At 63.2% G+C, this 22,299-nt stretch carries 15 protein-coding genes; 3 read left to right on the top strand and 12 right to left on the bottom strand.

Features of this window, described 5'->3' with window-relative positions; genetic code table 11:
* Positions 1-1,284: 1,284 nt before the first annotated feature.
* The 4 genes from XF30_RS30575 to XF30_RS30595 all read right to left on the bottom strand — a co-directional run bounded on the left by XF30_RS30575 (position 1,285) and on the right by XF30_RS30595 (position 5,557).
* Positions 1,285-2,931, bottom strand: a complete 1,647-nt coding sequence (locus tag XF30_RS30575) for a GMC family oxidoreductase (protein ID WP_109144723.1) — start codon at positions 2,929-2,931, stop codon at positions 1,285-1,287.
* Positions 2,932-2,947: 16 nt separating this feature from the next.
* Entirely contained in the window at positions 2,948-3,541 is a 594-nt protein-coding gene (locus tag XF30_RS30580) for a GNAT family N-acetyltransferase (protein WP_109144724.1), read from the bottom strand.
* 119 nt (positions 3,542-3,660) lie between these two features.
* Positions 3,661-4,587 (bottom strand): SMP-30/gluconolactonase/LRE family protein, encoded by a 927-nt coding sequence (locus XF30_RS30590; RefSeq protein WP_109144725.1) that lies wholly within the window; start codon positions 4,585-4,587, stop codon positions 3,661-3,663.
* A gap of 136 nt (positions 4,588-4,723) precedes the next feature.
* On the bottom strand, positions 4,724-5,557 hold the full coding sequence (locus tag XF30_RS30595; RefSeq protein WP_109144726.1) for an AraC family transcriptional regulator: 834 nt from the start codon (positions 5,555-5,557) through the stop codon (positions 4,724-4,726).
* A gap of 172 nt (positions 5,558-5,729) precedes the next feature.
* Between XF30_RS30595 and XF30_RS30600 the strand changes: the two genes are divergently transcribed.
* On the top strand, positions 5,730-6,833 hold the full coding sequence (locus XF30_RS30600; RefSeq protein WP_036028533.1) for a mandelate racemase/muconate lactonizing enzyme family protein: 1,104 nt from the start codon (positions 5,730-5,732) through the stop codon (positions 6,831-6,833).
* 9 nt (positions 6,834-6,842) lie between these two features.
* On the opposite strand, the gene XF30_RS30605 is transcribed toward XF30_RS30600, so the two are convergent.
* Positions 6,843-7,199 carry a hypothetical protein gene (locus XF30_RS30605; protein WP_109144727.1) on the bottom strand — a complete coding sequence of 119 codons (357 nt, stop codon included), beginning with the start codon at positions 7,197-7,199 and terminating at the stop codon, positions 6,843-6,845.
* 183 nt (positions 7,200-7,382) lie between these two features.
* Here XF30_RS30605 and XF30_RS30610 point away from each other — a divergent pair, with 183 nt between their 5' ends.
* The gene (locus XF30_RS30610) at positions 7,383-7,607 is read left to right on the top strand and encodes a hypothetical protein (RefSeq protein ID WP_036028537.1); all 225 of its coding nucleotides are present in this window, start codon (positions 7,383-7,385) and stop codon (positions 7,605-7,607) included.
* 280 nt (positions 7,608-7,887) lie between these two features.
* Here XF30_RS30610 and XF30_RS30615 read toward each other — a convergent pair whose 3' ends face one another.
* Positions 7,888-8,544: a glutathione S-transferase family protein gene (locus XF30_RS30615; protein ID WP_109144728.1), complete on the bottom strand. Its 657-nt coding sequence runs from the start codon at positions 8,542-8,544 to the stop codon at positions 7,888-7,890.
* Positions 8,545-8,709: 165 nt separating this feature from the next.
* On the opposite strand from XF30_RS30615, the gene XF30_RS30620 reads away from it, so the two are divergent.
* The gene (locus XF30_RS30620; RefSeq protein WP_081492994.1) at positions 8,710-9,933 is read left to right on the top strand and encodes a polyhydroxyalkanoate depolymerase; all 1,224 of its coding nucleotides are present in this window, start codon (positions 8,710-8,712) and stop codon (positions 9,931-9,933) included.
* Between the two features lie 31 nt (positions 9,934-9,964).
* Here the strand turns inward: XF30_RS30620 and XF30_RS30625 are convergent, their stop codons facing one another.
* The 6 genes from XF30_RS30625 to XF30_RS30650 all read right to left on the bottom strand — a co-directional run bounded on the left by XF30_RS30625 (position 9,965) and on the right by XF30_RS30650 (position 22,293).
* Positions 9,965-11,869, bottom strand: a complete 1,905-nt coding sequence (locus XF30_RS30625) for a diguanylate cyclase domain-containing protein (RefSeq protein ID WP_192893294.1) — start codon at positions 11,867-11,869, stop codon at positions 9,965-9,967.
* A gap of 172 nt (positions 11,870-12,041) precedes the next feature.
* Positions 12,042-14,234 (bottom strand): glycosyltransferase, encoded by a 2,193-nt coding sequence (locus XF30_RS30630; RefSeq protein WP_109144729.1) that lies wholly within the window; start codon positions 14,232-14,234, stop codon positions 12,042-12,044.
* A gap of 12 nt (positions 14,235-14,246) precedes the next feature.
* Complete coding sequence (locus tag XF30_RS30635; RefSeq protein ID WP_225112145.1) at positions 14,247-15,527, bottom strand: HlyD family secretion protein; 1,281 nt, start codon at positions 15,525-15,527, stop codon at positions 14,247-14,249.
* A gap of 316 nt (positions 15,528-15,843) precedes the next feature.
* Positions 15,844-19,173, bottom strand: a complete 3,330-nt coding sequence (locus XF30_RS30640) for an adenylate/guanylate cyclase domain-containing protein (protein WP_192893295.1) — start codon at positions 19,171-19,173, stop codon at positions 15,844-15,846.
* 293 nt (positions 19,174-19,466) lie between these two features.
* A complete protein-coding gene (locus tag XF30_RS30645) occupies positions 19,467-19,982 on the bottom strand; it encodes a hypothetical protein (protein ID WP_109144731.1) in 516 nt (171 codons plus the stop codon).
* Positions 19,983-20,424: 442 nt separating this feature from the next.
* Positions 20,425-22,293 carry an ABC transporter ATP-binding protein gene (locus XF30_RS30650; protein ID WP_109144732.1) on the bottom strand — a complete coding sequence of 623 codons (1,869 nt, stop codon included), beginning with the start codon at positions 22,291-22,293 and terminating at the stop codon, positions 20,425-20,427.
* Positions 22,294-22,299: the final 6 nt, after the last annotated feature.

Raw genomic sequence — 22,299 nt, forward strand, 5'->3', positions numbered from 1 at the left:
CAAAGGCGCATAGCGCCGTGCCCACCATTCCTCCGTGATGGATGCAGATCGTGGGCACGCTTCGCTTTGCCCACCCTACGATATCGAGTGTGTCGCGAGCAGCCTCCCGATCCCGTCATTGCGAGCGCAGCGAAGCAACCAGAATCCCTCCGCGGAAACAGTCTGGATTGCTTCGCTGCGCTCGCAATGACGGAGCAAGGAGCAACGGCGTCGTTCTCCGCTGGCAATTCAATTTGCAGACACAGCTTCGCAGCCTCGCGGCTCATCTCGCCCGAGCTTTGCTTCATTCCGTCGCCCCAAAAGAAAGAGGGCGCAGGGAAGACCGGGTGCCGACGGGCACCCGCGGTCCGCTGCGCGAAAAGCACACGCAGAGAAACCGCACAGCAGCATACAGGTGTCGCCGATCACTCGGCCTTCCCTGCGCGATGGTCGGACGGCTTATGCCGTGCTCTCCCGGGAGCCGAATTCCTTCTGGCCTCCCTCGCCCCGCGAATTGACGATGCCGTCCGCCCGGTTGGGCTCGCGCGCATCTCCGCAAGAGGCTTGACCGTAGCAACGACGGCCAGGACCACACGGTTTTGCCGTACGCAGCTCATCCGGCTTCGCCAAGAGGCTTCGCCGGACTTCAGCGCCGTTCGTCTGCACGCGGCCTCGGGCTCACAGGGACTACCCGCCCTGCCCGCACCCATCGTGCCGACGCTGCCGCGTCCACCGCAACCCGGCCCGCGTTTCGAACGACTCGCGAACCGCCCCTCTTTCGTGAGCCGGGCTGTTTCGATCTATGCCGCAATTCCGAATTTCGGTAAAGCGGAATATTTTTATGGAGAGGGGTTGACGGGGTGACGGGGTGTTTTGCCCGACGGGCTACGGGCCGTGAAGCGTCGCCGCCCACTCCAGCGCCGGCAGCACCGTGCCTACGAGCAGACCATATGAGAAGGCCTTTTGAACTGGTGTGCGCCGTGGAAACCATCCTACTCCGCCCATGAAGTACATTATCGCCCAGAGGCCGGCAAAGAGGGTCCAATCGCGCCAGCCCACGCGGAGCAGCAGACCGAGCGGAATAGCGTTGCAGAGAAAGACGACGCCGCAGAAGGCAATCTGGCCAACGGATTGCCGCTCAGCGCCGGATTGGGGCATTTGGCGTTTTGCCTATCGGTGAAGCGCATAGGGCGGATTGGCCGAAGGCGTAATCCGCCACGGCTCGTTTTCACATCGAAAGAAGCGGTGGATTACGCCTACGGCCGCGCTTCGCGCCGCCGCTGGCTAACCCACCCTACGAAGATATCACGCCACCGCTGCGTCCGGAATCCTTGCGGCTTCCAGCGGCTGCTTACCGCGGATGAGGTCGGAGGCGCGGTCGGCGATCATCATCGTCGACGCATTCAAATTCGCCGAGATCATGCGCGGCATCACGGAGGCGTCAATGACGCGGAGGCCTTCGAGCCCGTGGACGCGGAGCTGGTCGTCGACCACCGCCCACGTCGAGTCCGCCGGTCCCATGCGGCAGGTGCAGCCGGGGTGGAAGGTGGTGGTGCCGCGCTCGGTGGCGGCGTGCAAAAACTCGTCGTCGGTGTTGACGTTGGGGCCGGGGAAATCCTCGTAGGCGTAATAGGGCGACAGCGGCGCGGACTTCAGCAAGCGCCGCGCGAGCTTCATGCCGCCGACGATGACGCGGCGGTCAAGCTCGGCATCGAGATAATTGGTCTGGATAACAGGCGGCGCGAACGGATCCGATGAGCGGATGCGGACATAGCCGCGGCTCTCCGGCCGCTGCTGCCAGGACGCCACCGTCATGCCAGGCTCGTCCTCGAGCTGGCCCTGCACGCCCTCCTTGTAGCTTGCCGGCGTGAAGGTGAGCTGCAGGTCGGAGCTCTCCGCGCTCTCGCCGGAATGCCAGAAGCAATAGACCATGGTCGGCGAGAGCGACAGCAGGCCGCGGCGCGCGGTGGCCCATTTCGCCGCCTCGACCCAGAGACGCCAGCCGCGGCGGAGCTCGTTGATGGTCTTGATGTCCTTGACGCGCGCCACCGTGCGCGGGGCGTAATGGTCCTGCAGGCCTTCGCCGACCGGTAGCGCGTGACGCACGGCAATGCCGTGCTGCTGCAATAGGTCCGGCGAGCCGATGCCGGAGAGCTGCAGCAGCTGCGGCGAATTATAGCTGCCGCCGGACAGGATCACCTCCTTGTTGGCGCGCACTTCGACCGGCTGGCCGCCGCGGCCGCCCTTCATGTAGCGCACGCCGACGGCGCGCTTGCCCTCGAAGATGATCTCGGTCGCGTGCGCATGGGTGTGCACATGCACGTTGGGCCGCTTCATCGCCGGCTTGAGGAATGCGGTGGCGCCGGAGACGCGCAGGCCGTTGTTGATGGTGCGCTGGCAGTAGGAGACGCCTTCCTGGGTCTTGCCGTTGTAATCGGGATTGCGGGGAATGCCGAGCGAGACCGCGCCTTCCATGAAGGCCTCGCAGAGCGGATCGCGCCAGTTCATGGTGGTGACGATGAGGTTGCCGTCGCGGCCGCGATAGGTCTCCTCGCCCTCGCCGATCCGCTTCTCCAGTCGGCGGAAATAGGGCAGCACGTCGGCATAGCCCCAGCCGCGATTGCCCATCTGCGCCCAGGTGTCGAAATCCATGCGCTGGCCGCGATTGTAGATGTGGCCGTTGATCGAGGACGAGCCGCCCAGCGTCTTGCCGCGCGGCGCATAGATGCTGCGCCCGCCGGTCCACGGACCGGGCTCCTGCTGATAGGCCCAGTTGATGCTCTTCATGTGGAAGGTCTTGATGAAGCCGGCCGGCAGATGAATGTAGGGATGCCAGTCGGACGGGCCCGCCTCGAGCACGCAAACGGAGGTGTTGGGATCCTCGCTGAGCCGGCTGGTGAGCACGCAACCGGCGGAGCCCGCGCCCACGATCACATAATCAAATCTATCCATGGTCCCTCGGCCGCCCCTAGCGCGGCTTGTCGTTGAGTTGAAATTCGAGATGCGCCTGCACCGTCGGCCATTCGGCGGCGGTGATGCTGTAAACGACAGTATCGCGCAGCGTGCCGTTCGGCGCGATCTGATGGCTGCGCAGGATACCGTCCTGCTTGGCGCCCAGGCGCTCAATGGCGCGGCGGCTCTGGTGGTTGAAGAAATGCGTGCGGAACTCGACCGCGATGCAGTTCAGCGTCTCGAAGGCATGGCGCAGCAGCAGCAGCTTGCACTGCGTGTTGAGCGGGCCGCGCTGCGCGCTCTTGCCATACCAGGTCGAGCCGATCTCGACGCGGCGGTTGGTGGCATCGATGTTCATGTAGGTGGTCATGCCGACGATCTTGCCGCCGGCATCGAACACGGTGAAGGGCAGCATCGAGCCCGCGGCCTGCAGGCCTAAGCGGCGGTCGATCTCCTTGCCCATGTTCTCCGGCAGCGGGATTGCGGTGTACCACAGCTTCGACAGCTCGCCGTCCTTGACCGCCTCGACCAGCCCTTCGCGATGGTCATGCGACAGCGGCTCGAGACGGGCATGCTGTCCGCGCAGGGTGACGGGATCGGGCCAGGGCATTCTGTCGTTCCTTATGATTGTCATTCCGGGGCGGCTTGAAGAGCCGAACCCGGAATCTCGAGATCCCGGGTTCTATGCTCCGCATAGCCCCGGGATGACAATCGCGTTTTACGCGATTGTCACTTGTTCAGAAAATTCAACGGCAATCCGGCGCGCGGCCAGTCCATGGCGATCAGCTCGCCCTTGCCCGACAGCGTGATGTAGGCGGTCTTCAGCTCGGGGCCGCCGAAGGCGATGTTGGTGGTGACGCGGTCGCCGGTCGGAACCTGTTCCACCAGGGTGCCGTCGGGCGCGATCACCGAGATGCAGCCGGAGACGAGCGTGGCGACACAGACATTGCCGTTCGCTTCCACCGCGAGCGAGTCGAACATCTGGTAGCCGCCAAGGCCGCAGATCGGCTGGCCGCGCTCGCCGCGATAGATCGGATCGCGCGGCTTGAGCGTGCCCGGCGCCGAGAGCTCATAGGCCCAAAGCCGCCCGGTCGGCGTCTCCGCGATGTAGACCGTATTCTCGTCCGGCGACAGGCCGATGCCGTTCGCCGGCAATACGCCATGCACGATTTCGACGATCTCGCTCATGCCGGGCTTGAGGTAATACATGCCGCCGACATCCATCTCGCGCGCGCGCCGCTTGCCGAGGTCGGAGAACCAGAGGCCGCCGTGCTTGTCGAAGACGAGGTCGTTCGGCCCGCGCAGATCGTGCGCGCCACATTTGGTCACGACGGTCTCGACCTTGCCGGATTGCAGATCGACGCGCTGGATCGCGCCGCCGAGATAATCGTCCGGCTGCGGACCCGGCATGATCATCTTGCCGGCCGGAATCCAGGAGAAGCCGCCATTGTTGCAGATGTAGATCTTGCCGTCGGGCCCGAGCGCGGCGCCATTCGGGCCGCCGGGAATCTTCGCCACGATCTCCTTGCGGCCGTCGGGATAGACACGCGTCAGGCGCTGGCCGCGGATCTCCACCAGCACGACCGAGCCGTCCGGCATCACGACCGGCCCTTCGGGAAATTCGAGGTCGGTGGCGAGAACGCGGACGTTGGACATTGGAGACCCTCCCGGCTGCTTGTTATGGCTTGCGCGGGATGTCCGGCACGGGCCCCCGCAGGCAAGATTTGCCTGCGGTTATGGCAAAGTCGCCGGAGCTTGCCAAGCAAGCGGGACGGTATGCCAGCGTTGCGTGTTATTCTCTGACCGGTATCCAGATTTCGAAGCCGCCGTTGCCGGTCGCGGGATCGAATTTTTCGTCATAACGCTCGAAGTTGGGCGCGTCCGCGGCTTTCAGGCCAGACGCCGGCAGCCATGGATTCCAGATCGTGTTGACGGTGCGCCGGATCGAGGCGACGTGATCCTTGTGCGTGAACACCGCATAGCGCTGCTCCGGAATGCGGATGCGACCGAAGCGGCGCGGCAGGTCGGAGAAATCGGCGACCTCGACGCCGGCAATGTAATCGAAATTGCCGGCATCATCGCCGTTGCAGCAGACGCCGTAGGCGACGTGACCGACCCGCGCGGAGATGTCGGCGACCTCCTGATTGAAGCGCTGCCACAGACCAGGGATCATGGCACCGTTGTCGCAGGAGATGCGCTCGGCGCAACCGGCGACGAGGAAGGCCTTTGCGGTCTCGAAACGCGGTGGGGCAAGATGGTCGAGCATGGTGGAATCCATGAGGATCGGCTCCTGTAGCCTGAGCTGGTTGACGCACGCTGCCGCCCTCACCGCTTCGGGCGTGGTGCCGAATTGGTCGCGGAACGCGCGGGTGAAAGCTTCGTGCGAGCCGTAATCCGCCTCCAGTGCCAGCGACAGGATGTCAGGTGCGCCCTTTGCCAGACTGCGCGCCGCCTCCGTCAGCCGCCGCGCGCGCACGTAGCGCATCACCGGCAGACCGACGGCTGCGGCAAACGCACGCACAATGTGGAACCGCGACACGCCCGAGATCGCAGCGATCTCGTCGAGCGTCATCGGCTCGGCCAGATGGCTCTCGATATACCAGAGCGCGCGCTGGGCTGGATTCATGGCGGTTCAGGCTCTCGTTCGAAGCGCGGTGATGATGCGCCGATCGGCATCACTTTGCTTGATCGGCATTGCTGTCGTTTGCATGAGGATAGCCGGTCAATGGAAGCTGGCAACGCCCCGGTGTTCGTGGCTACACTCGCCGAAACCGCTCACGAGAAAGAGGAACCGGGTCATGGAAATCACCGATGTGCGGGCGCACCATATCCGCATCCCCTATGATGCCGGTGTCGCGAGCTTCCGCCAGGGCGCGTCCGCCATCACCGCACTCGACATGGTCCTCGTCGAGGTCACGACCGATGCCGGGCTGACCGGCTGGGGCGATGCTTTCGCCTATGTCTGCCCGCGCACGACGCGCAGCGCCGTCGAGGAGATGATCGCACCGCAGGCCCGCGGGCTGGAGGTGCCCGATGCGGCCGGCATCCCCGCCGTCATGGAGCAGATCCAGCGCAATTTGCATCTGTTCGGCCGCTACGGCATCACCATGTTCGCGATCTCCGGGCTCGATATCGCATTGTGGGACCTCGCCGCGAAGGTCGCGGGCGTGCCGCTGCACCGCCTGCTGGGCGAGATCAGGCGCACGGCGATCCCGGCTTACGCGAGCCTGCTCCGGATCGGCTCGCCCGACAACATCGCCGCCGAATGCAGGAAGGCGCTCGCGCTCGGCTATGGCGCGATCAAGCTGCACGAGACCACGACGCCTGCGGTGCTTGCCGCGCGCGAAGCGATCGGTCCGAGGATTCCACTGATGGTCGACATGAACTGCCCGCTGACCGGGGACCAGGCGATCGCGTTCGCGGCGACATGCCGCGACGCGCAGCCGATGTTCCTGGAAGAGCCGGTCTGGCCGCCGGAAGACTTCGCCACGCTTGCCGAGGTGCGCAGCAAGAGCGGGCTCGGAATTGCCGCCGGCGAGAATGCCTGCACCGAATATCAATTCCGCCAGATGATGGAAGCGGGCGCGGTCAGCCACGCCCAGCCGTCAGTCATCAAGGTCGGCGGCATCACGGAATTCCTGAAGGTCGCAGGCTTGGCCGATCGGCTCGGCATCAGGATCGTGCCGCACTCGCCTTACTTTGGCCCGGGCCTGCTGGCGACGCTGCATCTGCTCGCGACGCGCGACGACGGGCTGGTCGAGATGTTCTATTTAAAGCGCGAAGCCTGCCTCTGGGGCGGCCGCGCCGATGTCGATGCAAGCGGCCATGTTGCGGTGCCGGCGGGTCCCGGGCTCGGCTACGAGCCCGATCGTGGCGTGATGGAGCGATATCGCGTCGCGTGATCGACGCGCCTATTTCGCAGCATCCTTCGCCGGCGGCGCGTCCTGCTTCTTCTTCAGATCCTCAGTGGTCTTCGCCTGCGCGGCCTGGAGATCGAGAAGCGTCTTCTGCAGGCCGGCGATGGCTGTCTTCAGCGCATCGATCTGGCGAGTGGCAACATCCAGCTTTTGCTGATGGTCGAGGCTGAGCTTGGTGATCGTCTTCTGCAGGAAGTCGACATTGCTCTGGAGGCAGCTGGTGCGGCGCTCCATGGTTTTCTCGACCGTGCAGATCTCGATGCCGGGCACGTCCTGCGCGAGCACCGGCAGAGGCGCCAGCGTGGCGAGCAGCAACATTGCGAAACAAATTCCGGCGTTTCGAAGCAGCATGAAAGTTCCTCGGCCAGTCGATCACATCAATGTGCGCTGTTTGCGCGCTGCAGCGTGAGGCTACCACACTCGCACCGCATTCTCGCGTTGAGCTTGGGCCCGTTCCCTTGGGACGGGGAGCAGTGAACCGCATGCGGGAGAAGTGGGCGCTCTCCGCGGCTTTGTTTAGGGGAGATTTTTGGAATGGCAACGCGCGATAGACGTTTGGCGGAATTCGACGGCGCCGGAGAACCACCGCCGGGCCTGCCACTTGAAGTGCTGTGCGAGGATCACAGCGGGACGTATCAACTGCCGTTCGCCTGCCGCTATGTCGAAGGACGCTGGCAAAACCACGAGGCCGGGATTGCGGTGGAAGCAACCGTGATCGGCTGGCGCCTGCCGCGCCTGAAGCAGCGCGGGGCCGCCTGAAGGCGGTGTCTGTTTCAAAATGCGACGGGGCCGCGCTGCGCTTTAACCTTCGGAACGCGGCCCGAACGAATCACGTCCGAATCAGCCGAAGCGCCTTGTACGCACCTGTTCACGGCTAGATCTCGCTGCGGTTCGGCAGGCGCGCACAATATCTGCGCAGCCGGCCGGATCGCAGGCGCCTGTCGCCGGGTCCAAAGGTTAATTGTTGCAAGGGCATAGCGCCGCGGTCCGCAGCGGAGGGCCGCCGCCCTCGAAACAGGCACAGCCGTGCAACGCCTGCCTAATATTCGACCTCGAGCTCCTCGATCTCGGCCGGCTCCTCCTTCGCCGCCGCGACCCATTCCTGCATCTCGGGCATGGCCATGATGGTGTCGGCATAGGCCTTGAGCGGCGGTGCGAGCTTGACGTCATAGGTCACGAAGCGCGTTACGACGGGAGCGTACATCGCATCCGCCATGGTGCGCTTCTCGCCAAACAGGAAGGGACCGCCCGATTTCTCCAGGCAGTCGCGCCAGATGAACCAGACCCGGTCGATATCGGCCTGCGCCCGCGACCAGATCTTGAAGCCGGGAAAGTGCCCCTTCAGGTTGACCGGCAGCGAGGCGCGCAGCGTGGTGAAGCCGGAATGGATTTCGCCCGAGATCGAGCGGCAATGGGCGCGCTGGATGCGGTCGGCCGGCAACAGGTCGGCGTCCGGCATGACCTCGTTGAGATATTCGGCAATCGCCAGCGTGTCCCAGACCACGGCGCTCTCGTGCCGCAGGCACGGCACCAGGATCGAGGACGACAGCAGCAGGATCTCCGCACGCGCCGACGGATCGTCCGGCGCGGTGACGATCTCCTCGAAATCGAGCCCGGAGAATTTCGTCAGCAGCCAGCCACGCAGCGACCAGGACGAGTAGTTCTTGCTGCTGATGGTCAGTGTCGCCTTCGCCATAGAGCCCTTCCCTCACGCCTGGGCAACGCACCGCCGCGCGTGCGTGCCCGTGATCTGTGCCTACCCGACCGGGGCGCAGCAAGCGACGTGCCAATTTTCCGGGCGGTCCGGCTCCCGTCTGGCTTCGATATTGCATCACGACAGGAGGCAAGTGGGCGCTTCAGTATGATGTCGATGTATTATCAGGCTTTTCAGAACCACATGGACCTGACGGCGCCATGGCGCGCGGGGGCTTCGTCCGCACTCAAATTCCTCAATCTGGTGCCTCAGGGCTCATCGGACCAAGTGGTCGGCCGGCTTTCGGCCGCGCTGGAGCTGATCTCGCGCTCCACCCTCACCTATGACCGTCCCGCCTACGGCATCGACAGCGTCATGGTGGGCAACCGCGACGTCGCGGTCAGCGAGGAGATCGCCTACGCGACGCCGTTCGGCTCGCTGCTGCACTTCAGGAAACACGGCGTGGCCGAGCAGCCGCGCATGCTGCTGGTTGCGCCGATGTCCGGACACTTTGCCACGCTCCTGCGCGGCACCGTGAAGACGCTGCTGCAGGACCACGACGTCTACATCACCGACTGGCACAATCCGCGCGACATCCCGCGCAGCGAGGGCCGCTTCGGGCTCGACGACTACACCGAGCACCTGATCGACTTCCTCGGGCAGCTCGGGCCGCGCCCGCACATGGTGGCGATCTGCCAACCGTCCGTCTCCGCGCTCGCGGCCGCCGCGATCATGTGCGAGGACAACCATCCCTCGCGCCCGGCGACGCTGACGCTGATGGCCGGCCCGATCGACACACGGATCCAGCCGACCAGGGTCAACGAATTCGCCAAGAGCAAGCCGATCGAATGGTTCGAGCGCAATCTGATCAACTACGTGCCGGTGCAGTGCCGCGGCGCTCTGCGCAAGGTCTATCCCGGCTTCGTGCAGCTCACCGCCTTCGTCTCGATGAATCTCGAGCGCCACATCAAGCAGCATCTCGACCTCGCCAACCACATCGCCAAGGGCGAGAAGGAGAAGGCCGCGACCATCAAGACCTTCTACGACGAATATTTCGCCGTGATGGATCTGCCGGCCGAATTCTACATCGAGACCGTGCGCGACGTGTTCCAGGAGCATCTCCTGCCGCAAGGCAAGCTGATGCATCGCGGCCGTCCGGTGAACACCAGGGCGGTCAGCCGCATGGGGCTGATGACGGTCGAGGGCGAGAAGGACGACATCTGCTCGATCGGCCAGACGCTCGCCGCCCAGGATCTCTGCACCGGCGTACGCGCCTATCGCCGCGTCCACCACATGCAGGCCGGCGTCGGCCATTACGGCGTGTTCTCCGGCAAGCGCTGGAACAACGAGATCTATCCGCTGCTGCGGGATTTCGTGCACGTGAATTCGTGAGGCGCACGCCGCGGCGCACGAGAGCTACTCTTCAAGCTCGTATCGCGCTGGGCCACGCGATGATTTGCCCTGACATCACAAGGCGGTTGCGCCCGCTCTCCTTGGCGGCGTAGAGCGCCTTATCCGCGGCCGCTATCAACGACGTGAAATCAGCATTATCGCCGAACGACATATGTGTGGCGCCACCAATACTGAGGGTGACCTGCTTGGATGGCGGGTTGAGCGCGTGCAGGATGCCGAGGTCTTGAATCGCTTGCCGGATTCGCTCGCCGACCTGCTCGCACCCTCCCGTGTCCGTATTTGGTAGCAGCAAGGCGAATTCCTCACCACCATACCGAGCGGCCAAGTCTGCTGGCCGCCGGGCCTGTTCTGCCAGGACCCCGGCGACCGAGCGGAGACATGCATCGCCCGCCTGATGCCCGTACTGATCATTGAAACTCTTGAAATGATCGACATCCATCAGCAACAGTGACAGAGGCCTTCCTTCGCGCCTGGCTCGGTCCCATTCCGCCTCTAGCCGCTCGTCGAAGTGTCTGCGGTTTGCCAAGTCCGTCAGGCCATCCGAACTGGCGAGAGCCGCCAGCTTATCCTCCAGGTCCTTACGTTCGGTCATGTCGCGCGAGATCGCCACCACGCCGTTGATGTCTCCACTCTGCGCACTCCTGGCGACGCGCAGCGCGGTTTCGATCCAGACCTCGCCTTTCTCGCGATGCCGAGTGCGATAAGTGATTCTCGCCTCCTCGGCTTCGCCGTTCATCAACGCGGAGATCGTCTCCTCAACCCGCGCCAGATCCGCCGGATTTATGCCGGCGAGGGCCGACGTATCCACCAATTCGTTCGGAGCCCAGCCGAGGACTCGCGCGCTGGACGGCGACGTATAGAGAATCCGTCCATCGACCGCTATACGCATGACCATGTCTCCCGACTGCTCCGCGAGGAGACGAAAATCCGCCTCCTTGGCGATCAGAGCAGCGGCCATCTTCTGCCGCATGTGCAACTGGCGCACCAGCCAAACCCCCGCAACAGCGAGCCCTCCTATCAGTCCCAGCACCGCAACCACGCGCGTCAGCGCCGCTTTGCGCCAGGGGGCCAAGACGTCGTCTTCCGATTCCGTCGCAACCACGACAACAGGGTAGCGACTGCTGAGTTGATAAAAGCTCAGACGCCGAACGCCGTCGAGAGGCGACGTGAAGTAGTAGACGTCCGCACTTGGCCGCTCGCGGAAATTCCTAAAAAGCGGTGCATTCGACAGATCGCGACCCGTATATCCGTTGTCCGGGCTACGCGCGAGGACAACGCCCTTCGCGGTCGCCAGTGCAATTGAGCCGTTCTGGCCAACGTCGAATCCGCGATAGAATTGCAAAAAATAGTCGACATCGATCGTGGTAAGAGCCACTCCGGCAAAACTGCCGTCAGGATGGTCGAAGCGCCTTGACGCTGTGATGATCCATTGCCCCCCCGATCTGCTCCTCACTGGACCCCCAATGAAGGTTCCTCGCTCAGCCACGGCGCGATGATGCTGGAAATACTCGCGGTCGCTGTTGTTGAGGCCGGCGAAATCCACGGGCTCGCTGGTTGCGAGCCAGCGGCCGGTCTCGTCATAGACGAACACAGCTCGAATCCGGTTCGCGGCTTTGCGCCGGGAAAGAAAGGTCTGAATCTTCGCGATCGCCGCCGGGCTGGTCCCCTCGAGTTCGAGTTGGCCGACCACCACATTGAGAACGGTGTCCGCGAGTTCGAACGTATCGTCCGCGTGTTGCGTCACCGACCGGGCCAGATTGGCCACGTCTGTTTCGGAGCCCTTCAGCAGCGTCTGTCGCTGGGACCACTCCCGCCAGCCGCTGAGCGCGACAATCGCCAAGCAAGCGACCGCCACGAATGCGGAGGCCCAGAGCGTCAGACGCCCCTTCCGAAGATCGCTGCGGTGATCGATCAAGAGATGCTCCCTGCACCCTCAACCCCGTAAACGCCTTGGGCTAAAGGATGGTTGCTCGTTCCGCTTGTGATTTTTTGGGAGAACACCGGAAGGAGATTGACGGCATCGATGAGCGGCTTGACCGTCGATCGATAGCGCATGGACTGGTCCGGCGAGAAAGACAACACAGCAATCAACTCGGCGCGACGGCTTCGATTACTGTGCCGGCCACTCGGCCAAAGCCAGGTTCAGTAAAACTCGTCGGATGCAGGCTTCGAGCTCCGGCAAGAAGTGCAAAATCGTCTGTCCGCGGTTGAGGCCGAATGACCATGCTCTCTGCCGGCAGACGCTCGGTCGGCGAGACCGACGCGGGCTTCGCGCCGCCTGCAACAATGTGGGGCAACGGTGCGGCCATCAACCAGATGTTCTTAAGCATCGCCCTATTCACCGAGCACGCGACGACACCTTTCCGCTTCAGACGGGCGACGGTAAAGAGCTTGCGGATCAGCAGGTCTCGTTCAAGCGACTGCGGCAATTTGAACTGCACCCCGATGAGCCGGCCCCTTTGTTGCGCAATCACCGCATCGACCCATCCGACCTGCATGATGTGCACGCGCAGCGGTTCTCCGGCGCGAGGACAGTCAATACCGGAGCCAAGCAGAACGCCGGCGCCAGAGAGGGAGATGTTGCTCACGCGTCCAGAAAGCTGCTCGCCGGTCACGGTCTGGATCAAGATAGTTTCGTCGATGTCGAAACGCTCCTCGGTACGTCCCATCCGCGCCTGCAGCGAGGTCATGCAGACGAAGAAAAGCACGACGATGTTCACGACCGACCAGAAGGCGACCATCGGTAGAGCGGCCGGATGATCGATGATGCGCCATTCCGGGATCGTGTTCAGAACCACACCGACAACCGTCAACGCCATCAAGACCGCCGACGGCCAGAATATCTCCGCAGCGTAACTTGCGCGCCGCGCGGCAGCGCCCTTCGGCGTCACCCTGAACGCATGTCCCGCCGGCTTGACGAGAGTCCCCAGCACCGTCGGCAATATCTTGAAGCTCTGGATCGTCGCCGACACCTGAGCGGCGAGCGGAAAATGCACGTGCGGCGCGAACCAGGAGATGCCGCCGTTGAGCGCCAGGATCGCGGGGAACAAGTAGTAGAACACCGATTCGGGGGTGACATCGACGACAGGCGCCAAGCCGGTCCACATGAACACGATCGGAACCACCACGACCATGAGCGCCCGCAAGCCCAATGAGAGCCAATGCGTCGGAAAGAAGAGGAGCCGATGCATCAAGCCCAATCCGGGGCCGAGCGGACCGGCGGCGAGGTACAGCGTCTGAATCGCGCCACGCGCCCAGCGTTGCCGCTGCACGAAAAAGGCATCAAGGCTTTCCGGCGCCAGTCCAATCGCCAGCGGTTCGCAGAGATAGCGGGTGACGTATCCCTTGCGCAGCAGGACGAGCGTCAGCAGGATGTCTTCCGTAATGGACTGGGTCGGCAAGGCATCGCCTACCGCGCGGAGTGCTGCGCGACGCGTGACGGAGTTGGAACCACAACAAAAGGCACCATCCCAGCCGTCGCGCGCGGGCATGATGGAATCGAAGAAGAACCGTTGCTCGTCCGGCAATCCCCTGTGCAGGCCGAGATTCGCCTGCATCGGGTCCTCATTGTAGAAGGCGTGCGGGATCTGAACGATTCCGACCTTTGGATCAGCGAAGAAGCCCATCGTGCGCATCAGGAAATTGCGCTGCGGCACGAAATCCGCATCAAAGATCGCGAAGAACTCGCCGCTCGTCTTGGTCAGGGCATGATTGATATTGCCGGCCTTGGCATTCAAATTGTCGGCGCGCGTGAGATAGCCGGCGCCCTTTTGCATGCAGAGTGCCCTGAGCCAAGGCCTGCGACCATCATCCAAGACCCACACCTGGACGTTCGGATAGTCCAGGCACAGCGCGCCGGTGATCGTCTTTTCCAGCACCTCGAATGGCTCGTCGTAGGTCGGAATAAAGACGTCGACCGAGGGCAGCTCATCATCCGGCAGCCTGCGAAGCCGACGCTCGTGCTGATCTGCTTCGCTTCGGCGATCGGTCCTGCGAAGGAACGTCAGATAGAGAATGAACTGATCTGTGAAAGTCACAAGCTCGACGAACAGACAGAACCAGATCCAGCCGACCTGATACCAGGTCCCGCTTGCCGGCAGCACTGTGGTGAAAATACGCCATTCGAGATAGTGGGCCACCACAAGCCAAACCACAACAAAGACCGCAAGACGCGCCCAAGGGCGCGCGACCGGAAAGGTCGGCGCCAACAGATACATCGCAGCAAAGATGCCCAGCATCGGCGCGAACAGCTGAGAGAGAGGCAGAGTCATGGCTTGCATGGAACTTCTCGCTCACAGGAGCGACTGGTCGAGTTCCAGGCGAGCGGTCAGCCATTTCAACTTCGAGCTGACCAATCGTAGCAGGCCGTCGGCTCTGCGCTCGAAGCGCACCTCAGCCAATCGTCCGATATCGCAGGAGCCGTTGCGGTCGGCCGACGTCTCATTGGGTGGAAGCGATATCTCAATGGTAATGTTGCCCGGATCAGGCCGCGGCACCCGAGCCGCAAGCAGCCGATCATCGCCGTACGCGGCCGATCCGCGGACCTGCCGGATCTGGCCGCTCTTCCATTCGCGACTCCCAATCAGACGGACGGTAGCCGCATCTCCGGCCTTGATCTTCTCGAAATCGCGCTCGGGTAGTTCAACGACGATAAACCGGCGTTTGCAATCTGCGAAATCGAAGACCGACTGCCCTTCCGTGACCATCGAGCCCGGGCTGGCCGCGACCGACCAGACCACATGGGCTGCGGGCAAGGACAGATCGTAGTGATCGAGACGATCAAGTCGAGTGCGTTCCTCTGCAATTTCCGCGGCCAACTGCGCGGCACGTGAGCTGTTCTGCAACAGGTCTGTCTCGAGCTCCTGGCGGCGGAGGACAAGCCGCTCGCGCTGCTGCTGAGAATAGGGCACGTCGTTGGCATCGCCACGAAGATAAATGCCCTTGTCGGCCGCCCCCAATTCCGTCTTGAGGCGCCGCAGGCGTTCATCGGCCATCTGGCACCGCGTTGCGGTTGCCTCCTGCGAGGCCTGGGCCTCACCGGAGCGGATCTGCGAACTGATGCCGAGCTTCACGAGCCTCTCCATCCGGCCCGCGACATCGTTCCGCTGCCGCGCCTCAGCGAGACAGCCGCCTTTTTCAACTTCCGTTTCACCTATCTCGTGGCGCAGGCGCGCTACCATCCCCGAACGATAGTCCTCGCTTCGCTCGCGGAGCTTGCGATCGAGCTCGGCGATTTCCTCGAGTTGCCGGCGTGCGAGCTCGGCGCGTTTGGTGGACATGGCCAGCTGCTGATCAAGGTCCATGAGGTGCCGGCGATCCGGCGAACGCGCCTCGACCAGCGGCACCATCCGGGTGTGCTCGAAATATTCGCCCTTGCGGGGAAGATCTGACGAGAGCTGACCCGCCATCGGCGCAGTCACCCGCATGAGCTCGGCATTGACATAGGCGGAGGGCGCGATTCGGTAGGTCACATACGGCAACAGGGCCCATCCGCTGAGAGCGATGATCCCGAGCGCCAGGGACCGCCGAGCGATCCGGCTGCGAATGAAACGTTCGACATGCAGGCGAACCACGACTGGATCTCCAAATGGGCTTTGGTCGCTCCGCCTGCCCTTGCGAAGGCAAGCCTATCACCGCATGGCCCAGGTGTTGGCATGAAGCCTGCGCCTTGAGACAATGAGCAATCCGACAACAGCTGCTTGCCGAAATCAGGATTCGCCGCCGCAGCAGACTCCCCCTCGCAACCAGGAGAAGCATATCTAGCTTTCACCACAGCAGGTTAAGACGTGTCAAAACCGGAGAACTACGGCTCGGGAATCGAGAACAAGATGCCGACCTATTCTGGCTTGAAGTCGGCGCGGCGCTTGTACTGATCGAATGGCGGCGCGGCTAACGCCCATTCTTAAGCAGCTCTTTCGCTTCCGCAAATTCGGGAAGTCCATGCTCCGCCTCGAATTGAGCGACCACGGGCGCAAGCACTTCGGATAGCGTACGCGCTCGGCCATTTGTCTTGTACAGGCGTGCAAGTTCAAGAGCGCTGCGCAGCTCAAAGGTCTTGGTCTGCTGATGTTGTGCGATGTCCAGCGCCCGCTTGATGGCGTCTTCGGCACTGGATTCGTCCGAAGGATTATGGCGCGATAAGAGTTTACCGCGGACACGATGCAGCTCGGCATCAAGCCAATGCTGGCCGGATTGTCCCGTCCCGGCGATCAATTCGTCCAGGATTTCCAGCCCGGTCTCGACTTCACCTACATCTGCAATCGCGAGGGCGACATGCATCCCCCAGAACGGTTCGCAGAGATAGCAATCGTTCTCGTGCAGGAAGGTCCAGCCGTGACGCATGTCCGCCAGTCCGGCCATTCGGTCTCCTGCACGCCACTTGGCGAGGCCGTTCAGGTAGGTGCCGGCGGCCACGTACAGCGGCATCGTGTGGTCGCGCGCGAGACCGAGCGCCAGGATCGTCTCTGTCTGCTGCAACATGCCCCCGCATACTCCGTCGAACACCGCGCGATGAACCAGCGCATTGGCCTGGGACAGCGCCCGTTTTTCTCCTGGAGCACCCACCGCTTCCGCGGCGAGCTTGCGCGCACGAGCGATGTCGCCGAGCGGCCAGAGCACCAAAGCGAGAAATCGCATGATCACGAACGGGAGATCCAGCGCCGAAGCCCTGAAGGTCGCGGGATCCGGTTCGGCCCGATAGATCGCCAGCGCCTGCTCAAGATGCGTACGCGCGTTCAAATACTCGCCGGCGAACCAGCAGGTCACGCCCTCGGTCCAATGGGCCACGACGGCGGCCACCGGCGAGTCCGGCCGCAGCTCAGCGGCGCTCCTGATGGCATCCGCCAGCTCCCGCATCGGAGCAAGTTCGCCATGGGTCAGGCAGGCATTGAAGAGGCCGGAATGGACCGGCGCAAGTTCAACGGGATCATCGATACTGGCTGCGAATTGTCGCGCGCGCGTCCATGCCGCGACCGTTTCCGGAGCACTGTGGCCGAGGCTGCCCCGCAAGGCACGGCCATATGCGATTTGAAGATGCAGCCTGCTCATCATCCGGTGGGGCTCGCCAGGCAATTGATCGGCGATCGCGATGGCCTTGCCCAGATGCGCGATCGCCTCGGAATAGGCCGAGCGTTTCAACGCCTGCTGGCCCGCCTTGCGCCACCATTCGAGGGCGATCTCGCTCAGCCCCGCCTCGGTGAAGTGGTGCGCGAGAACTTCCGGCTCGGTCTCGGCGACGATTGGAAACTTGTCGCGCAGGACATCGCCAATCCGTGTGTGAAGCACCTGCCGTTTGCTCTTGAGCAGGCTCTCGTAGGCCGCTTCTTGAACAAGGGCATGCTTGAAACTGTAATTTGCTTCGGGCGGTGTCCCACGACGCAGCAGCAGTTCGGCCTCTTCAAGTTGTCCCAGCGCCGCGCCCAGCGTCAGATCGTCGCGTCCCGCCACGGTTTTCAGCAGCGCGTACGAGAAGTCGCGGCCAATGGCGGCTCCTATCTGGGCCACCTCCTTGACCGGAGCGAGCCGATCAAGCCGCGCCATCAGCGAATCCTGCAGCGTCGCAGGGATAGCAAGCGGCGGCAGCGGATTATTCAGGCGGTAGCGCCCGGCATCCTCAACGAGCAGCCCGGACTCCAGCACCATCTTGGTCAATTCCTCGACGAATAGCGGAATGCCATCGGTCTTGTCGATGATCTGCTCCATCATCTCGCGTGGCAGCTGGCGACCGACGACAATCTGCTCGACGAGCGCGCGCGTGTCCTGGCGATCGAGCCGGTCGAGCCGCAACAGACTGACGTTGGCAAGGCCCGACCAGGAGGGCTCGAACTCCGGCCGGGACGTCAAGAGCACAAGTATCGGCAGTCCCCTGATCCGATCGACCGCGAGATCGAACAGTTCAAGTGTCGTGGCGTCGGCCCAATGCATATCCTCGCAGATGATCAGCAGCGGCTGGCCTCGCGCCAGTCCCTCAAGCTGATCGAGAAGGGCGGCAAAAGTCTGCCGCCGCTGCTGCGCCGGGCTCAAGCCGAGGGGCGGGCAATGGTCGCCGGTGGGAATCGAAAGCAGAGCCGCAATGAGCGGTGTTGCCCGGGCGACCTGCTGGGTTCCTATTGCGAGCATTGCCTCGAGCTTGTCGAGTTTTTGATCCGCCGTGTCGTGCGAGCGAATTCCGGCGGCGCGCTCGAGCTGCGCGACGAAGGGATGAAGCGCACTATTGGTGTGGTAAGGCGAACACTGATATCGCACGCGACGGTGCAACCCCAACGAGGGGCTTTCCGACAGCGTTGCCACAATACGGGACTTGCCGATGCCCGCTTCGCCGGAAATCAATACGAACTGGCCCCGCCCCTGCCATGCCTCCCGCTGGCGCGAGAGGATGAACTCGATCTCGTTCTTGCGGCCGACAAAACCGATCGAGCGCGCGGCACGGACTGCCTCGAAGCGACTCTCGGATGCAGTCGCGCCTTCCACCGCCCAGACCGCGATGGGGTCTGCCATTCCCTTGACCTCCCGACGACCGAGATTGCGCAGGGAGAACAGATCGCCAAGCAGCCGGCGCGTCGATGAAGCAACGACGACGACCCCCGGCTCCGCCAGGCTCTGGAGCCGGGCGGCGAGGTTTGGTGTGTCGCCGATGGTTGCGTGCTCCTCCGACGCATCTCCGCTGATGAGGTCGCCGACCACCACAAGTCCAGTCGCAATTGCGATCCGCAGTTCAGCTCGTTCGTCGGTCCCTGTCTTGAGCTGGCGTATCGCGGAGATCATGTCGAGGCCGGCGCGCACCGCGCGCTCGGCATCATCTTCGTGGGCGCGCGGATAGCCGAAATAGACGAGTATTCCATCGCCGACGAATCTGGCTATCCTGCCATCATAAGCAGCAACCACGCTCGCGCAGGCAGCGCGATAGGCCCGGATCACCTCCCACATATCCTCGGGATCGAGACGCGCCGAGAGCGCAGTCGAGCCGACCAGATCGCAAAACATGACCGTGAGATGACGCCGCTCGGCGTCCTGAGGAGGAGCGGGAGATGCGATCAACGCGGCCGGATCGAGGTCAGCGATAGCACGCAGCATCTTGCGGCGATGGCCGAGCAGGACTCCGAGCTTATCGAAGTCCTCTTCCATCAGTTCGGGAAGGACGCCTATGTCGATCCCATTTTGGGCAAAGCGCTCCGCGTATTGCGCAAGCCCCAGCTTCTCGAGCCACTCCGCAATCTGCATTGGCTCCACCGATCGTGTGGTTAGCGGTTAGCAGAAATTTTGGACCACGGCGCGCGGGGACAATATACCAACGTTACCATTATGGCACGTCATGTTTGTTGCGCGACCACCTAGGCTTCTCAATCCCGATATCGCATTGAACCAGTGAGCTGCGCGAGGCGAACGGCTTCGCACCTAAACATCGTCGGCACGCAGCATTGGACGGCAGAGGTTGCGATGAGTCTCGTCGCAGTCGTTCCGAACCAGAAACTGAGGCTTGTGCCAAGCGGATATTTTTCGCGACCGCAGCTCCTTCATTGCTCGCCGATAGGCGCTTCATGGCTGCGAGCCATCGTGCCCGCCGCAACCTGGAGCGAAGAACCGATTACCCAGCAGCCGGCAACAAAGCCGATCAGGCCGTTAGGCAGATTTTGATCAAGGACAAGAATGCTGACGGACAGAGTCGCAGCGATTGCCGCACCGAACGTGCCAGCCGCACTCATAATCTCGACCGGCTCGGAACCGTTCCATTCTTCGGAGATGCTCGATGTCGACCTCTGTGCGCCATGGCCAGCCATATCAATTCCGACGTAATAGCCGACAGCTCCGTAGAGCATTGTTATCAGGACGATCCAGCCGCTTTCGAATAGTCCGGCTTTCTGACGTAACAGGGCCGCCCCAACATAGAGGCCGCCAGATGCACCAACGGCGGCCAGCCCGATTCTTTCAAGAAGATGAGCCGATTTGATCAGACTTGAACGGGCGATCCGAAGATTGCCGACGCGCCTTGTTGCAGAAAAGGCGCTGAAAATTGCGCTGCTTATCTTCATAAGAGCTCCTTCTGAGTAAGTAGCAGCCTACCGGCCGACCCCGAACAGAAGCTGCGTGAGTTGCGCGATGCCCTTTCATTCCAATTTCTGAAGAATCTTTGCTGAGTGATGGGACTGGCTTTGCTCGTGAGCGAGACGGAACCAATCCAAAGCTGCGAGCATGTGGCTGCGCAGGCATTGCATCTCACCCGTGTTTCAAATGATCCGGGTGCGGCAATTTTCGTTGCGAGAGTGGTAATTCAGAAAGAGAGCGAGCGCGTATGAAGCGGTTCACACACGGTCCTCCCTGTCGCTCTATTCGGTCACAATTTCCGAAGGACGCATCTCATTTCGCGATAACGGACGGCGAACATGCTGGATCTGCAACGCGCGGTTGGTCAGCACGCTGCCCGCGTCTGGCCGAAATCAAAGATACGCGCTTGGTTTCGTGAAGCTCGCAGCCTCAGGCCGACCATTCCTCGCCCCACATCTGCACGACGTGACCGGGCGACACTTCGCGATAGCGCCGCACGGGGGGCTGATAATCCGGCGCGCGGACCGGGCTTCTGATCTCGTCGTTGGAGGTTGGACGCGGCGTGCCGCGGCGTGACGGATCGGGCACCGGCACGGCGGCCATCAGCTTTTTGGTGTAGGGGTGCTGGGGGTTGCCGAACACCGACGCGCGCGGGCCGATCTCGACGATCTCGCCGAGAAACATCACGGCGACGCGGTGGCTCATGCGCTCGACCACGGCGATGTCGTGGGAAATAAAGAGATAGGCGAGGCCCATGCTGGCCTGGAGGTCGAGCATCAGGTTCACGACCTGCGCCTTCACCGAGACGTCGAGCGCGGAGACAGCTTCGTCGGCGACGATCAGCTTCGGCCCGAGCGCGAGCGCGCGCGCGATGCAGATGCGCTGCCGCTGGCCGCCGGAGAATTCGTGCGGGAAGCGCGCGGCCATGTCAGCGGAGAGGCCGACGCGGACGAGCAGGTCGGCGACCTTGTCGCGCGCCTGCGACGCCGTTGCCAGTCCGTTGGCAAGCAAAGGCGCAGCGATCGCCGTTCCCACCGACATGCGCGGATTGAGGCTCGCGAACGGATCCTGAAACACGATTTGCATGTGCTTGCGGACATCGCGCAAAGCCCGGCCGTTCATGGCCAGCACATCCTGGCCATCGATCAGGACCGTACCGCTGTCCGGCTGCGTCAGCTTCAGAATGGAGCGTCCGGTGGTCGACTTGCCGCAGCCGGATTCGCCGACCAGCGCCAGCGTCTCGCCGGCGCGCAAGGTGAAGGAGACGTTCTCGACCGCATGGACGCGGCCCGAGACCTTGCCGAACAGGCCCGAGCGGATCGGAAAGCGCGTCGTGAGGTTTGAGACTTCCAGCAGAGGCCGCTCGGCGGGCGAGACCGTATCGGGCGTCTCGGCCGGCTCGTCCGACGTGCCCGTCACCTTGTCGACGATCGGAAACCGCATCGGCCGCATCCGCCCGTCCATCGAGCCGAGCCGCGGCACGGCCGCGAGCAGCGCGCGCGTATAGGGATGCGCGGGCGCGGCAAAAATGCGCGCGGTGGCGTCCGTCTCCACCGCCTGCCCGCCATACATCACCACGGTGCGGTCCGCGATCTCGGCGACCACGCCCATGTCGTGGGTGATGAAGAGGATCGACATGCCCTCCTCCTGCTGAAGTTCTTTGAGCAGTTCCAGGATCTGGGCCTGGATGGTGACGTCGAGCGCGGTGGTCGGCTCGTCCGCGATCAGAAGCTTCGGCTTGCAGGCCAGCGCCATCGCGATCATCACGCGCTGGCGCATGCCGCCGGAGAAGCGATGCGGGTGCTCGTGGAAGCGCGACGCCGCCGCAGGGATGCGGACGCGATCGAGCAGGCGGACGGTCTCCGCCTCCGCCGCCGCGCGCGACAGGCCGCGATGCTGGATCAGCGCCTCCGCGATCTGGAAGCCGATGGTGAGCACCGGATTGAGGCTCGTCATCGGCTCCTGGAAGATCATGGCGACGTCATTGCCGCGGATATCCTTCATATCAGCCTCGGGCAGCGCGAGCAGATCGCGCCCCGCCAGCATGACGCGGCCCTCGACCCGGCCGATCTCGCTCGGAATGAGCCGCATGATCGACAGCGCGGTGACGCTCTTGCCCGAGCCGGACTCGCCGACGATCGCGACGGTTTCGCGGGCTGCGATGTCGAACGAGACCTTGCGAACGACGGGAATCCATTGCCGCTCGAGCATGAAGGAGGTGGTGAGGCCGGAGACCGAAAGCACGGAGGACTGTGCTTCGGCAACGGCCTGATCAGATCTTCTTCTGTCGATGCTCATGCGATT

This window comes from Bradyrhizobium sp. SUTN9-2, assembly GCF_003122645.1.
Classification (GTDB): Bacteria; Pseudomonadota; Alphaproteobacteria; order Rhizobiales; family Xanthobacteraceae; genus Bradyrhizobium; species Bradyrhizobium yuanmingense.